The organism is Allobosea sp. GW823-FHT01F03 (assembly GCF_058798075.1).
Genome location: NZ_CM179505.1, coordinates 2,510,077 through 2,523,582, shown reverse-complemented (window position 1 = coordinate 2,523,582; position 13,506 = coordinate 2,510,077). Strand labels below are relative to the sequence as shown.

At 67.9% G+C, this 13,506-nt stretch carries 14 protein-coding genes; 9 read left to right on the top strand and 5 right to left on the bottom strand.

Annotated elements, in window-relative coordinates:
• Positions 1 to 9: 9 nt before the first annotated feature.
• From AC3RCC_RS12005 to dksA, 5 genes are all read left to right on the top strand, one after another.
• A complete protein-coding gene (locus tag AC3RCC_RS12005; RefSeq protein ID WP_492258538.1) occupies positions 10 to 984 on the top strand; it encodes a tripartite tricarboxylate transporter substrate-binding protein in 975 nt (324 codons plus the stop codon).
• A gap of 70 nt (positions 985 to 1,054) precedes the next feature.
• Complete coding sequence (locus tag AC3RCC_RS12000; protein ID WP_492258537.1) at positions 1,055 to 2,131, top strand: tartrate dehydrogenase; 1,077 nt, start codon at positions 1,055 to 1,057, stop codon at positions 2,129 to 2,131.
• 285 nt (positions 2,132 to 2,416) lie between these two features.
• Positions 2,417 to 3,790 carry an MBOAT family O-acyltransferase gene (locus AC3RCC_RS11995; protein WP_492258536.1) on the top strand — a complete coding sequence of 458 codons (1,374 nt, stop codon included), beginning with the start codon at positions 2,417 to 2,419 and terminating at the stop codon, positions 3,788 to 3,790.
• Positions 3,765 to 4,769 (top strand): hypothetical protein, encoded by a 1,005-nt coding sequence (locus AC3RCC_RS11990; protein WP_492258535.1) that lies wholly within the window; start codon positions 3,765 to 3,767, stop codon positions 4,767 to 4,769. The genes AC3RCC_RS11995 and AC3RCC_RS11990 overlap by 26 nt, the downstream gene beginning before the upstream one ends.
• A 146-nt stretch (positions 4,770 to 4,915) precedes the next feature.
• Complete coding sequence (gene dksA, locus AC3RCC_RS11985) at positions 4,916 to 5,338, top strand: RNA polymerase-binding protein DksA (RefSeq protein WP_291641819.1); 423 nt, start codon at positions 4,916 to 4,918, stop codon at positions 5,336 to 5,338.
• A 494-nt stretch (positions 5,339 to 5,832) separates the two neighbouring features.
• Here the strand turns inward: dksA and flgH are convergent, their stop codons facing one another.
• The 4 genes from flgH to flgF are packed head-to-tail and all read right to left on the bottom strand — an operon-like array spanning position 5,833 to position 9,232.
• A complete protein-coding gene (gene flgH, locus AC3RCC_RS11980; protein WP_291646724.1) occupies positions 5,833 to 6,585 on the bottom strand; it encodes a flagellar basal body L-ring protein FlgH in 753 nt (250 codons plus the stop codon).
• A gap of 30 nt (positions 6,586 to 6,615) precedes the next feature.
• A complete protein-coding gene (gene flgA, locus AC3RCC_RS11975) occupies positions 6,616 to 7,662 on the bottom strand; it encodes a flagellar basal body P-ring formation chaperone FlgA (RefSeq protein WP_492258534.1) in 1,047 nt (348 codons plus the stop codon).
• A gap of 17 nt (positions 7,663 to 7,679) precedes the next feature.
• Complete coding sequence (flgG, locus tag AC3RCC_RS11970; protein WP_291646728.1) at positions 7,680 to 8,468, bottom strand: flagellar basal-body rod protein FlgG; 789 nt, start codon at positions 8,466 to 8,468, stop codon at positions 7,680 to 7,682.
• A 20-nt stretch (positions 8,469 to 8,488) separates the two neighbouring features.
• On the bottom strand, positions 8,489 to 9,232 hold the full coding sequence (flgF, locus tag AC3RCC_RS11965) for a flagellar basal-body rod protein FlgF (protein WP_492258533.1): 744 nt from the start codon (positions 9,230 to 9,232) through the stop codon (positions 8,489 to 8,491).
• Between the two features lie 290 nt (positions 9,233 to 9,522).
• Between flgF and fliL the strand changes: the two genes are divergently transcribed.
• Genes fliL through AC3RCC_RS11945 form a run of 4 tightly spaced genes read left to right on the top strand, consistent with a single transcriptional unit; the run spans position 9,523 to position 12,494 of the window.
• Complete coding sequence (gene fliL / locus AC3RCC_RS11960) at positions 9,523 to 10,035, top strand: flagellar basal body-associated protein FliL (protein ID WP_291634426.1); 513 nt, start codon at positions 9,523 to 9,525, stop codon at positions 10,033 to 10,035.
• A gap of 40 nt (positions 10,036 to 10,075) precedes the next feature.
• Positions 10,076 to 11,209 carry a flagellar motor switch protein FliM gene (gene fliM / locus AC3RCC_RS11955; protein ID WP_452117930.1) on the top strand — a complete coding sequence of 378 codons (1,134 nt, stop codon included), beginning with the start codon at positions 10,076 to 10,078 and terminating at the stop codon, positions 11,207 to 11,209.
• Positions 11,210 to 11,226: 17 nt separating this feature from the next.
• On the top strand, positions 11,227 to 11,676 hold the full coding sequence (locus AC3RCC_RS11950; RefSeq protein ID WP_291634423.1) for a DUF6468 domain-containing protein: 450 nt from the start codon (positions 11,227 to 11,229) through the stop codon (positions 11,674 to 11,676).
• A complete protein-coding gene (locus AC3RCC_RS11945) occupies positions 11,673 to 12,494 on the top strand; it encodes a MotE family protein (protein ID WP_492258532.1) in 822 nt (273 codons plus the stop codon). Before AC3RCC_RS11950 ends, AC3RCC_RS11945 begins: the two co-directional genes overlap by 4 nt.
• 28 nt (positions 12,495 to 12,522) lie before the next feature.
• On the opposite strand, the gene AC3RCC_RS11940 is transcribed toward AC3RCC_RS11945, so the two are convergent.
• On the bottom strand, positions 12,523 to 13,488 hold the full coding sequence (locus tag AC3RCC_RS11940) for a Bug family tripartite tricarboxylate transporter substrate binding protein (RefSeq protein ID WP_291634419.1): 966 nt from the start codon (positions 13,486 to 13,488) through the stop codon (positions 12,523 to 12,525).
• Positions 13,489 to 13,506: the final 18 nt, after the last annotated feature.

The following is a 13,506-nucleotide window of genomic DNA, read 5'->3' as shown; positions in this document are numbered from 1 at the left end:
GGAAAAGCAATGAAGCGAATGCTGCTCGCACTGACACTCGGGCTCGCGGCGACGATGCCGGCGCTGGCCCAGCCCGGCTATCCCACGCGCTCGATCACCATGGTCGTGCCCTTCGCGGCCGGCGGCACCACCGACATCGTCGCCCGGATGATGGCGGACCATATGAGCCGCACGCTCGGTCAGTCGATCGTCGTCGAGAACGTCGCCGGCGCCGGCGGCACCACCGGCGCGACCCGCGTCGCCAAGGCGACGCCCGACGGCTACACGCTGCTGATGGGCAATCTCGGCACGCAGGCTGCGAGCGTCGGGCTCTATCCCAGGCTCGCTTATGATCCGCGCACCGATTTCGAGCCGATCATGAACTCGGCCTCGACGCCGATGCTGGTGGTTGCCAAGAAGGACCTGCCGGTCAAGGATTTCCGCGAGTTCGTCGCCTATCTCAAGGAGAACGCCGCGAAGCTGAATTACGGCTCCGGCGGCGTCGGCTCGACCTCGCATCTGACCTGCCTCTTCCTCGACTCGCTGCTCGGCACCAAGCCCTCGCATGTCCCCTTCCGCGGCTCGGGCCCGGCGCTGAACGCGCTGCTCGGCGGCCAGGTCGATTATGTCTGCGACCAGACGGTCGCCATCGTTCCCACCGTGCAGGCGAAGGAGGGCAAGGGCCTCGTCGTCGCGGTCAAGGACCGGCTCGCCGTCATCCCCGACGTGCCGACCGCCGCCGAACAGGGCCTGCCGCAATTCCAGGCCACCGGCTGGAACGCGATGTTCGCCCCCAAGGGCACGCCGAAGGAGATCGTCGACCGGTTGAACGCCGCTGCCCGCGCCGCCCTCAACGACCCGACCACGCGCAAGCGCTTCCTCGATCTCGGCGCCGAACTGCCGGACGAGGCCGGCCAGACCCCGGCCGCACTCGGCGAGCTCGTCCGCAGCGAAATCGAGAAATGGGTGCCGGTCATTCGCAATGCCGGCGTGACGGCACAGTAACCACCAGGGCGGCGCCCGCATCCGGCGCCGCCTCCTCACCACAGCAGCACCAGAGCATCGGACGAAGAGCATGCGCACGCACAGGATCGCCGCCATTGGAGGGGACGGCATCGGCCCCGAGGTCATCGCCGCCGGGCTCCAGGCCCTGGAGGTCTGTGCCGAACGCGATGGCGGCTTCAGCCTCGATGTCCGCTCCTTCGACTGGGGCTCCGATTACTATCGCAAGCATGGCGTGATGATGCCGGCCGATGGCGCCGACCAGCTGCGTGCCTTCGACGCGATCTATTTCGGCGCGGTCGGCGCCCCCGACATTCCCGATCATCTGACGCTCTGGGGCCTCAGGCTCGCCATCTGCCAGCCGCTCGACCAATACGCGAATGTCCGCCCGACCCGGATCCTGCCCGGCATCGTCAGCCCGCTGCGCCATGTCTCCGGCCCGGAGCTCGACTGGGTGATCGTGCGCGAGAACTCGGAAGGTGAGTATTCCGGTGTCGGTGGCCGCGTGCACAAGGGCCTGCCCGAGGAAGTCGCGACCGATGTCTCGATGTTCACCCGCGCCGGCGTCACGCGCATCATCCGCTACGCCTTCGGGATCGCCCGCGCGCGGCCGCGCAAGCTCCTGACCGTCGTCACCAAGTCGAACGCCCAGCGCCACGGCATGGTGATGTGGGACGAGATCGCCGCCGAAGTCGCGCGCGAGTTTCCGGATGTGATCTGGGACAAGATGCTGGTCGACGCGATGACCATGCGCATGACGCTGAAGCCGGAGACGCTCGACACCATCGTCGCGACCAATCTCCATGCCGATATCCTCTCCGACCTCGCCGCGGCGCTGGCCGGCTCGCTCGGCATCGCGCCGACCGCGAATCTCAATCCGGAGCGCAGGACGCCCTCCATGTTCGAGCCGATCCACGGTTCCGCCTTCGACATCACCGGCAAGGGCATCGCCAACCCGGTCGCGACCTTCTGGACCGGCGCGATGATGCTCGAACATCTCGGCGAAAAGGCCGCGGCGGCCCGGCTGATGCGCGCCGTCGAGCGCGTCACCGCCGACCCGGCCCTGCACACGCCCGATCTCGGTGGCAAGGCGACGACGAGAGAGGTGACGGACGCGGTCTGCGAGGCCCTGCGCGGCGACAATATCTGAGCGGCGTCTGGACGTTTCTCAGCCCTCGTCCTGAGGAGCCGCGTAGCGGCGTCTCGAAGGACGCTTCAGGGAGCTCCGGAGCCAACTGGAGCATCCTTCGAGACGTGCTCCTGCGGAGCACTCCTCAGGATGAGGGATGAGGGATTCCCGGTCGATCGACACCCAGCTAGCGCAGGTAGGAACGCAAGCAAGGTCCGAACAGCGGCAACCTGCCTTCGCCCCCGACCATGACAGCGCGGCGATAATCGTCTAAGGCGGCCCTCTCCTGCCGCCCTCGCCCGCCCGATGCTGTTCAACTCCTTCATCTTCCTGCTCGGCTTCCTGCCGCTGGCCCTCGCCCTGCACTGGCTGGTCGAGCGTTTCGCGCCGGCCTGGCGGCTGCCCTTGCTGGCCGGGCTGTCCTTCGCCTTCTACGGCTATTGGGACTGGCGCTTCGTGCCGCTGCTCGGCTTCTCGATCCTGCTCAACTGGCTGATCGCCGAAGCCTTCCAGAAGACCAAGGCCGGCGCGCTGATCACGCTCGCCATCGTCGCGAACCTCGCCGTGCTGGCGGTGTTCAAATACTTCAACTTCTTCGCCGATCTGGCTGGCATGATTCCGGGATTGCCGGCGCCGAAGCTCGATCTGGCCCTGCCGCTCGGCATCTCCTTCTTCACCTTCCACCATGTGATGTATCTGACCGATCTGCGCCGCGGCGAGGCGCCGCGCTATGATCTGGTGCGCTATGCCCTCTACATCGCCTTCTTCCCGCAGGTGCTGGCCGGGCCGCTGGTGCGCTGGCGCGAGATCATGCACCAGTTCGACGAGCGCCCCTATCTGCGCTCCGACGCGGCCGAGCGCATCGCCCGCGGCCTGATCCTGCTCACCATCGGCCTCGCCAAGAAGGTCCTGCTCGGCGACCCGCTGGCGGAATACGCCAATCCGGTCTTCGCCGCCGCGGCGCAGGGCAAGGCGATCGCCCTCGGTGAAGCCTGGCAGGCGACCCTCGCCTTCACCTTCCAGATCTATTTCGACTTCTCCGGCTATACCGACATGGCGCTCGGCCTGGCGCTGCTCTTCGGCATCGTGCTGCCGCAGAATTTCGACACGCCCTATCGCGCCGTCAGCCTGCAGGATTTCTGGCGCCGCTGGCACATGACGCTGTCGCGTTTCCTACGCGACTATCTCTACATTCCGCTCGGCGGTTCGCGCCATGGCCTGCCGCTGCAGCTCTGGGCCCTGTTCGCCACCATGGCGCTCGGCGGGCTCTGGCACGGTGCCGGACTGAATTTCGTTGCCTGGGGCGCCGCCCATGGCGTCGCGCTGGCCGTCGGCGTGCTCTGGCGCCGCGCCGGGCTGTCGATGCCCGATCTCCTCGGCTGGGTGCTGACCTTCCTCTTCGTCGCGCTCTGCTGGGTGCTGTTCCGCGCCACCTCCTTCGACGCGGCCCTCGCCATCTACAAGGGACTGTTCGGCTTCGGCCCGTGGGGCGGCGGCTTCAAATGGCGGGCCCTGCTGCCGGCCGCCGCGGTGGCGATCATCGGGCCGACCGCCTGGGCGCTGTCCTGGAAGTTGCCCCCGGCCCGCTGGCTCGCCGTCGCGGCCGCGGTCCTCTTCGTGCTGGTGCTGTTCAAGATCGGCGACGACGCCAATTATGAGTTCATCTACTTCCAGTTCTGAGACGCGCTGGCGCGGCTTTGCCGCGACCTTCGCGCTGGCCGCGGCCGGGCTCGCTCTGGCGCTGCTGGCGTTCGCCTTCCTGGTCGATCCCTATGACAGCGGCCGCTCGCCCCTCAAGCTGAAACCCGGCGTCAGCCCGCAGGGCCCACGCACCGCCGCCGCCAGCCGCGGCCGCGATCCGCAATTCTCGGGCGCGATCTTCGGCAACTCCCATATCCAGCTCGTCTCGCCGGAAGCGCTGAAGCAGCAGACCGGCATCGCCTTCGTCTCGCTGATCGCCCCTGCCACCGGCCCGCGCGAATCCCTCGTGCTGCTCGACTGGTTCCTGCGCCATCGCAAGGAGCCGGCCAGGGCGCTGGTGATCGGCATCGATGTCCGATGGTGCACGCCCGATGCCAGCCTACCGGTCGAGAAACCCTTCCCCTTCTGGCTGTTCGAGCGCTCGCCCGCCGCCTATCTCGCCGGGCTGATGCGCTTCGACGTGATCGAGGAAATCCCGCGCAGGCTGCGCTACCAGACAGCCAAGGCACCGCAGCGTGCCCGCCCGGACGGCTTCTGGAACTATGAGGAAGGCTACGAGGTCCAGGGCTTCCACAATGATCCGGCCCGCCGCGCCCGGCTGCTGGAGCCGATCCAGTCCGGCGGCGGCAATGCGACCGGCCCCTTCCCCGCCGCCGACGCGCTGCGCGCCCTGCTCGCCCGCCAGGCGCCCGACGCGCCGGTCGTGCTGCTGCGCCCGCCGAATTTCGTCAGCGCCCTGCCGGTGCCGGGCAGTGCCGATGCAGCCGCCGATTCAGCCTGCCGCGACGCTTTCGCCGGGCTTGCGGCGAGCCGCCCGCGCACCGCCCTGATCGACTGGCGGATCGACCGGCCGGAGAATCGCGAGCCGGACAACTATTTCGACCACAGCCACTACAGGCTGGGGATAGCGCGGCTGGTCGAGGCCGACATTGTCGCCGCGATCAACCGATTTCGCTGAATTTACGGTTACTTGCAGGGTAAATCACGGCTCTGCGAAAGCCGATTGTTACGAAGGAGACCAATCGTTATAAGGGCGCCAAATCGGCGGCCCGACGGCAATGCCGGAGGGGGGCGTCGAGCAGCGTGAATTGAGAAAGCCTGCCCATGTCGAAGCAGACCACCCTCGATCCCGACTACAAACCTTCCGAGACCGAGCCGTTCATGAACGAGCGGCAGCGCGAATATTTCCGCGGCAAACTGCAGGCCTGGAAGGATGAGATCCTCAAGGAAGCCAAGGAGACCTTGGTCACCTTGCAGAGCGAGAGCGAGAACCATCCGGACATCGCCGACCGCGCCTCCTCGGAAACCGATCGCGCCATCGAGCTGCGCGCCCGCGACCGTCAGCGCAAGCTGATCTCCAAGATTGAATCCGCCATCGCCCGCATCGACGAAGGCACCTATGGCTTTTGCGAAGATACCGGCGAACCGATCTCCTTGAAGCGGCTCGAAGCACGCCCGATCGCGACGCTCTCGCTCGAAGCCCAGGAACGCCACGAGCGCAACGAACGCGTCTTCCGCGACGATTGAGCCGCGGCAGGGACATGACGATCTCAGAAGGCCTCGCGGGCGACTGCGGGGCCTTTTGCTTGCCGCCTCGGGCTTGAGGGAAGCGGCGGTGTCCACACCGGGGGCGGGCCTCGGCCTCAAATCATCGTCTGCCCGAGAGCCTGCTGCGAGAATGCGGCGACGACACGGCGTGCCAAAACGCTCCGTAAACCGTTGGAGGGACCCTATTCTCCGCTCCGGCACGCGTTCCGCCGAAGGACAGCGTGATCGAGCGGGAGACGTGATCGAGCGGGAGAAAAGCCCCGCGCGGGAGGGCGCGGGGCTTCTGACCGCCAGCCGGTTGGCTTGGGGAGCGTGGCTGGCGGCCGGGAGGTTCGGCGGCCTCGGGAGAGACCGCCGGCCCGGGGCGGGGCGTGGACGTGGGGAGCGTCGCCTGGTCGCACCGGGTGTCTGCGATGATCGTGGCTTCGGCGTCCCTTTCTCGGATGGCCGGCTCGGTGGTTCGGGGGCCGTCCTCAGAAGGGCAGCAGGATGTCCATCACCTGCTGGCCGTAACGCGGCTGCTGCACATCGGTGATCTGGCCGCGGCCGCCATAGGCGATGCGGGCCTGGGCGATCTTGGCCGACTCGATGGTGTTGTCGGATTCGATGTCCTCGGGCCGGATCACGCCGGCGACGATCAGCTCGCGCACCTCGAAATTGACCCGGATCTCCTGCTTGCCCTCGATCACCAGATTGCCGTTCGGCAGGGTCTGGGTGACGACGGCGGCGACATTGGTGGCGAGCTGCTCGGCCCGGCGCACCGAGCCCGAGCCTTCGCTCGAGCCCTCGGAATCGAGCTTGAGAAGCTCGCCGGCGCTCGAGCCATTGGGCAGGAAGCGATCGAGCTTGTTCTCGAAGCCCATGATCCGGGCCGCGCCGAAATCCTCGCCGTTCTTGCGGCTGCGCTTGGTGGTGTTGTCGAGCTGAGCCCGGTCCGTAACCTTGACCTTGACCGTGACGAGGTCGCCGACGAGCCGCGCGCGCTGGTCCTTGAAGAAGGCGCGCGAGCCGGTGCGCCAGAGCGAGTTCGGCGCGTAGGAGGCATGCTCCATCGCCGGCATCGGCATCTGCACGGGCTTGTAGCCCTTGGTCGCCGTCGGGTCCTCGATCGGCGAGAGCGCCGGGGCCTGGCCGACATTGGCGAGTCGGTCGGCGGCGCCGCAGGCGCCGAGCAGCAAGGCGAGGCCGAGAACGGCGGGGACGGCGATCGGGTTGCTTCGGGTCATGATCTCGATCCGCACTTTGAAAACCTGGGTTCAGCGCGCCGCAGCGACATGGCCGCCGCCGGGAGGGCTGACATTGATGCGGCCGGGCCCGCTGACGGTCCCCTGCAGCACCCGCTTGGAATTGAGGTTGGTGACGGCGATGACATCGCCCATCGCGCCGGCCTCGTTGGCCCGGGCGCGCATGCTGATCAGCACGCCGCGCGCCTCGTAGACCAGCGTCACCATCTCGCCGCGGCCGACGATCTCCTCGCGCTGGACGTCGCCGCCGCGCAGCGCGACGCCGGCGAGCAGCGAGCGCCTCGCGACCTTGCCGATCGCCGCCCGCATCTCGCTGAGCTGGTCGTTCGTGCCGGGATCGCGCGGACGCCGCTCGACCATGACGTCGCCGGCGGTCAGCGTCTCGCCGCGCGCGATCGGGCGCAGCGGCACCACGACGTCCACAGTCTCGACCAGGAGCCCGGAGACCCGCACCGGCTTCAGCCGGGTCGCGGCGCTGCCGGGCACGGCGAGACGACCGATCACACGCCGCGAACGGGCGTCATAGGTCAGGTCGAGCGCCACCATCTCGCCGGGCAGTTCCGGCTCGACCGCGACCGAAGGGGCACCGCCGTCGAAGACCAGGGCGAAGGCGCGCGCATCGAAGCCGAAGCGCTCGAGCAGGGCCGTCTTCACCGCCGACTCGATGTCCTGCCCGGTGATCCGGCGCGCCGCCCGCGTCACCACGACCTGGGCGAGGCCCTGGCTGTCGAGGTCGAGCGCCTCGCGCAGGATGCCGTTCTTCAGCGCCGCCTCGACGATCCGGCCGACCTGGATCGTACCGGTTTCGCCCAGCGCCGGGGCGCGGAAGGCCGGCAGGGCACCATCCTGCGGCGACAGCCCGGCAATCAGGTCGCCGAAGCTGACGATGTCGCGGCTCAGGGTCAGATCGGGCCGCAGACGCGGCTTGCCGGTGGCCGCCTGCGGGGCGCCGGCGGGAGCGGTAGCAGGAACCTGGGCTGCGACCGGCGCGGCGGGCTCGGCCCGGGCCGCATCCGCTGCGAGGCCAAACGCGGCGAGAAGCAGAATGGAGCGCATCATGGCGTCTCTCCCTGGCTCTAGCGGATGATCTGGGTGGTGGACTGCATCATCTGGTCCGCCGCCGAGATCACCTTGGAGTTCATTTCATAGGCGCGCTGCGCCGCGATCAGCGAGGACAGCTCGGTGACCGCCTGGACATTGCCTTCCTCGAGATAGTTCTGCTGCAAGGTGCCGAAGCCCTCGCCGCCGCCGACGCCGTCGATCGCCGGGCCGGAGCCCGCCGTCTCGATGAACAGGTTGTCGCCGAGCGATTCCAGACCGACCTTGTTGATGAAGCGGGCGAGCTGGATCTGGCCGAGCTGCTGAGGCGCCGTCTGGCCGGGCATCGTCGCCTCGACGGTGCCCTGTGCGTTGATGCTGACGCTGGTCGCATTGTTCGGGACGGTGATGCCGGGCTCGACCTGGTAGCCGTCGCGCGTGACGAGCTGGCCCTGGGCGTCGAGATCAAAGGAGCCGTCGCGCGAATAGGCGGTACGCCCGTCCGGCAGGCGGATGCGGAAGAAGCCCTCGCCACGGAGCGCGACGTCGAACTGCTTATCGGTCGGTGTCATGTTGCCCTGGGTCATCACCCGGCCGGTCGAGACCGTCTTGACGCCCGAGCCGATCGAGATCCCTGCGGGAACCATGGTGTTCTGCTCGGAGGTCGCCGAGCCGGCACGCCGCTGGTGCTCGTAGAGCAGGTCCTGGAAGTGCACGCGCTGGCGCTTGTAGCCGGTGGTGCGCACGTTCGCGATGTTGTTGGAGATGACCTGGACGTTGAGTTCCTGGGCCATCATGCCGGTGGCGGCGGTGTGAAGGGCGCGCATGGGCTTGTCTCCGTTCCGCGTCAGGCTTGCTGGTCGGCGAGGCGCGAGATCGCCTTGCCGCGCAGCTCGTCGGTCTTGGCGAGCAGGGCCGACATGTTCTGATAGGCGCGCTGGACCTCGACGAGGCGGGTCATCTCGGCCACCGCCTTGACGTTGGAACGCTCGAAGGCGCCGGTCTCGAGCCGGGCCTGCGGACCGGCCGCCTGGGCCGCGGCGGTCGACGAGAACAGGTTGTCGCCTTCGCTCTGCAGGGCGCGGGGATTGTCGAAGCGGACCTGGCGGATCTTGCCGCGCTGGCCCTGGTCGGAGGAGACGGTGCCGTCGGCGGCGATGCGCGGATTGCTCTCGCTTTCGCCGAACACGATCGGGCCGCCATCGCCGAGCACCGGCTGGCCGGACTGGGTGACGAGCTGGCCGCGGGCATTGATGTCGAGCGAGCCGGCGCGGGTGTAGCGCTCGCCCTGCGGCGTCTGCACGACGAGGTAGTTGTCGGCCTGGAGCGCGATGTCGAGCGGGTTTCCGGTACGCTCAAGCGCGCCGGTGGAAAGATCGATCGGCGAGCCACGGTCGATCACATAGGAGAGGCGGCGATCCGCAGACGGGAAAGTGTCCGCGCGGGCGCCGGGCGAGATGAACTCGGCAAAGCGCGCCGAACGGGCCTTGAAGCCGTTCGTTCCGACATTCGCCACGTTGTTGGCGATGACATCGAGCTCCCGCGCCAGAGCCATCTGGCGCGACAGGCCGACGAGAAGCGCGTTTTCCACGGCCCCTGCTCCCGATCTTTCCCGCGATCGCCTCGACGCTCCCCAGCGCGGCAATCGCAGCCAAGAGGTCAGCAACCGCCGTGCCAACATGGTTAATCTCAATCAAGATACTGATATAAAACGAATAATTGAAAATCGACGACGACCCCGACGGCGGCATGAACCGGCCCGTGCGGCAGAAACGACCCGGCAGATTTTGCCTGTCTTAACGAGGTATTAACCGTAATTCGTCAGGTTCACCTGAAGGGATCGGCGGCTGCGCGCGCCACCTTCCAAGCAGGCGGGCCGCAATGTCGAAGAAGCCGAAAAAGGGCGATGAGGAGGGCGAAGCCGGCACGAATGCCGCGCCGAAGCCCGGCAAGAAGAAGCTCGTCATGATCGTCGCCGCGGTCGCCCTGCTCGCGCTCGGAGGCGGTGGCTGGTTCTTCTTCCTGAAGAAGCCGTCCGCCGAGCAGCTCGCGGCGGCCGAGGCCGCCGCTACCGCCAAGAAGCCCGTCACCTTCGTCGAGATGAAGGACATGATGATCGGCATCTCGGCCGGCGGCCAGCAGGACCGTCAGCCGATCATCAAGATCAAGGTCGTGCTCGAGATCGCCGACGCCAAGATGTCGGAGCAGATCAAGCCGCTGCTGCCGCGGGTCGAGGATGCCTTCCAGGTCTTCATGCGCGAGCTCAGGCCCGCGGACCTCGAAGGCTCGGCCGGCATGTACCGGCTCAAGGAAGAGCTGCTGCGACGCGTCAATGTCACGGTCCACCCGGCCAAGATCGACGCAGTGCTCTTCAAGGAACTGCTGATCCAATAGCCCGATCCCGCGCAAGAATCCCGCAAGGCGACCACCGTCCATGGCCACCGACGATCTCGACCTCGAAGCCTCCGCCAAAGAAAACGCTCCGCTGACGCCGGAAGGCATGGCGGCGGAATGGGCGGCCATGCCCGACATCGCTCCCGACGAGAGCGAGGCGGAAGCCCATATCGACCGCCTGATGACTCAGGACGAGATCGACACCATGCTCGGCTTCTCCATCGGAGAAGACGGCAAGGGCGGCCGCAACGGCATTCAGGCGATCGTCGATTCCGGCTCGGTCACCTATGAACGCCTGCCGATGCTCGAGATCATCTTCGAGCGTCTGGTCCGGCTGCTCTCGACCAGCCTGCGCAACCTGTTCAGCGACAATGTCGAGGTGACGCTGGAAGGCATCCGCTCGGTCCGCTTCGGCGACTACATCAACTCGATCTCGCTGCCGGCGATGCTCGCCGTCTTCAAGGCCGAGGAATGGGATAATTTCGGCCTCGTCACCATCGAATCCGCCCTCACCTATTCGGTTCTCGACACCATGCTGGGCGGCAAGCGCGGCCAGCCCGCGGCCCGCGTCGACGGCAGGCCCTTCACCTCGATCGAGATGAACCTGCTGCGGCGGGTGATCGGCGTGGTGCTCGGCGATGCCGAAGCCGCTTTCCGCCCGCTCTCGCCGGTGACCTTCAAGGTCGACCGCATCGAGTCGAATCCGCGCTTCGTCTCGATCTCGCGCCCGGCCAACGCCGCGATCCGCGTCGAGCTGCGCTTCGACATGGAGGGGCGTGGCGGTTCGCTGCATGTGCTGCTGCCCTATGCCACCATCGAGCCGATCCGCGAATTGCTGCTCGAAAGCTTCATGGGCGAGAAGCTCGGGCGTGACGCGATCTGGGAGAACCATCTCGCCACCGAAGTCTGGCAGGCGGATGTCGCGGTCAAATGCGTGCTGCACGAATGCACGATGCCGCTGAAGCGGGTGATGAAGCTCGAGATCGGCGACACGCTGATGTTCGACGCCCGCCCCGAAGCGGTCGCCTCGCTGCGCTGCGGCGAGTTCATCGTCAGCGAGGGCCGGATCGGCCGCGTCGACGACAAGATCGCCGTCCAGGTCGTCAGCCCCTTGCGGCGCTCCAAGACCACCATGGCAGCCTTCGACACCAGCCATCTCACCCCGACAGCCTGAGCCGGGAGCCAGCCGACATGACCCTCACCTTGATCGCCGATGCGCTGGTCGCCTGCCTGCTCGTCGCCACCATCATCACCTGCTATGTCCTCGCCAAGCGAATCGAACGCCTGAAGGCCGATGAAAGCTCGATGCGACAGACCATCGGCGCGCTGATCGCCGCCACCGACACCGCCGAGCGCGCCATTGCCGGGCTGAAGCTGACTCTCGGCGACTGCGACCGCACTCTGGCCGAGCGCCTGCGCACGGCCGAGCGCTATGCCGCCGACCTCGCCGCCCAGATCGAAGCCGGGCAGAGCGTGATGGACCGCATCGGCCAGATCGTCGGCGCCGCCACCCTGGTCGCGCCCAAGGCCGAGCCGCAGCCCGCCGAGACGCCGACCGTCTCGCGCATGGCGAGCGCCGCCGATGCCGCTGCCGCGATCCGCGCCCGCGCCGCGCGCCGACTCGAGGGCCAGGCTGCGTGATCCAGTCGCCCCGCCTGATTCCAGCGGTCATCCTCGGCGCCATGGGCCTCCTGGCGCTGAAGCTGCTCGCCTGGACGGCGGAGCCCTCGCCCGGCCCGACATCCGCGAGCCAGCAGGCCGTGGCGGACAAGCCCGCGGCCGAGAAGGAAGTCTGGGGCCTGGCCAAGATCATCGCCCGCGCCCATGCGCCCGACACTTTCCTCGACCCCATGGTCACCGGCACCATCGACCCGCCCGAGCCCAAGCTGTCGCCCGAGGAGCAGGCGAGGCGCGACGCCGCCGCCACTGCCAACCCCAGCAACAAGGCCGGGCTGATGAACGGGACGGCACAGCCCGTCTCGGCCTCCGAGCGGGCCCTGCTCGAACGCCTCAGCAAGCGCCGCGAGGAGATCGAGGCGCGCATGCGCGAGCTCGACATGCGCGAGAAGCTGCTCGACAACGCCGAGAAGAAGCTGGGCGGCCGGGTCGAGGACCTGAAGACGCTCGAGGAGAAGGTCGAGGGGCCGAAGAAGAAGGACGGCGAGGAGAGCCAGGCGATCAAGAACCTGGTGATCATGTACGAGACGATGAAGCCCAAGGACGCCGCCCGCGTCTTCGACCGGCTGTCGCTCGACGTGATGGTCCCGGTCGTCCAGCAGATGAACCCGCGCAAGATGTCCGATGTGCTCGCCGCGATGTCGCCGGAAGCGGCGGAGCGCCTGACCGTCGCGCTCTCCCTGCGCGGCCGCGCCGCCGGCGCCGAGCGGACCGCTGCGGCGGCGCCCGCGGGACCGGCCGGGAACGAATTGCCGGCGATCGAGCCCGCCCGGCGCCGCTGAGCGCCCGCGTCCCGGGCGGCCGCGCCGCCTATTGCTGAACCGTGATGCCGTTCTCCTTGATGATCGTCGCATAGGTCGTGACATAGCGGTCGATCACGGCCTCGAACTCGGCACCGGGCCGTGCCAGCACGGTGAAGCTCAGGGCCTGCAGCCGCTCCTTGACCTCCGGCCGCGCGAGCGCGGCGAGCCAGGCGCGCTCAAGTGCCTCGCGCGCCGGCGCCGGCGTGTCGCGGCGCACCACGACGCCGAACCAGCTATCCGAGAGAAGATCCGGCAAGCCGAGCTCCGCGAAGGTCGGGACATCCGGCAACTCGGGCACGCGCTTGTCGGCGGTGACGGCGAGCGCTGTGAGCTTGCCCTCCGCGATCGGCTGGACGACGTCCGGCAGGTTGCTGAGCGCGAAGTCGATCCGGCCGGCATAGAGGTCGACGAAAAGCTGCGCCGTGCCGTTATAGGGGACGTGGACGGCCTTGCCCCCGGCGAGGCGCAGGAAATGCTCGGCGCCGAGATGGGGCGAGGTGCCGATTCCCGGCGAGCCATAGCTCGCTCCGGCGCCGGCATCGCGCAGGCGCGCCAGGAAGCCCTGCCAGTCGACCTTCAGCGAGGGAGCGACCGTCAGCACATGCGGCACCACCGTCGCCTGGACCAGCGGGGCGAAGGCACGCTGCCAGTCCGCCGTGCGTGTCCGCAGCGTGATGTTCGCCGCGAAGCTGTTGGCGATCATCAGCATGGTGTGGCCGTCGGCCGCGGATTTCAGCGTCTCAGCGCCGGCGATGACGGTCGCAGCGCCGGCGATGTTCTCGATCACCACGCTCTGACCCAACGCGTTCTTGAGGCTCTCCTGGACCAGACGAGCGACCGGGTCCATCGCCGTGCCGGCAGTGAACGGCAGGATGAGCCGCACCGGCCGGGTCGGTTTCCAGGCGCTTTGCGCCCTGGCGAGACTCGGCAGGGCCAGCCCTGCGAGAAGAAGCGCACGTCGATCAAGCAGCATCGATTTCCTCCGGGCAGA

Excerpts from the sequence above, each read along its gene's own strand:
- AC3RCC_RS12005 (WP_492258538.1), top strand. The coding sequence starts at position 10 with ATGAAGCGAATGCTGCTCGCACTGACACTCGGGCTCGCGGCGACGATG.
- AC3RCC_RS12000 (WP_492258537.1), top strand. The coding sequence starts at position 1,055 with ATGCGCACGCACAGGATCGCCGCCATTGGAGGGGACGGCATCGGCCCC.
- AC3RCC_RS11995 (WP_492258536.1), top strand. The coding sequence starts at position 2,417 with ATGCTGTTCAACTCCTTCATCTTCCTGCTCGGCTTCCTGCCGCTGGCC.
- AC3RCC_RS11990 (WP_492258535.1), top strand. The coding sequence starts at position 3,765 with ATGAGTTCATCTACTTCCAGTTCTGAGACGCGCTGGCGCGGCTTTGCC.
- dksA (WP_291641819.1), top strand. The coding sequence starts at position 4,916 with ATGTCGAAGCAGACCACCCTCGATCCCGACTACAAACCTTCCGAGACC.
- flgH (WP_291646724.1), bottom strand. The coding sequence starts at position 6,585 with ATGACCCGAAGCAACCCGATCGCCGTCCCCGCCGTTCTCGGCCTCGCC.
- flgA (WP_492258534.1), bottom strand. The coding sequence starts at position 7,662 with ATGATGCGCTCCATTCTGCTTCTCGCCGCGTTTGGCCTCGCAGCGGAT.
- flgG (WP_291646728.1), bottom strand. The coding sequence starts at position 8,468 with ATGCGCGCCCTTCACACCGCCGCCACCGGCATGATGGCCCAGGAACTC.
- fliL (WP_291634426.1), top strand. The coding sequence starts at position 9,523 with ATGTCGAAGAAGCCGAAAAAGGGCGATGAGGAGGGCGAAGCCGGCACG.
- fliM (WP_452117930.1), top strand. The coding sequence starts at position 10,076 with ATGGCCACCGACGATCTCGACCTCGAAGCCTCCGCCAAAGAAAACGCT.
- AC3RCC_RS11950 (WP_291634423.1), top strand. The coding sequence starts at position 11,227 with ATGACCCTCACCTTGATCGCCGATGCGCTGGTCGCCTGCCTGCTCGTC.
- AC3RCC_RS11940 (WP_291634419.1), bottom strand. The coding sequence starts at position 13,488 with ATGCTGCTTGATCGACGTGCGCTTCTTCTCGCAGGGCTGGCCCTGCCG.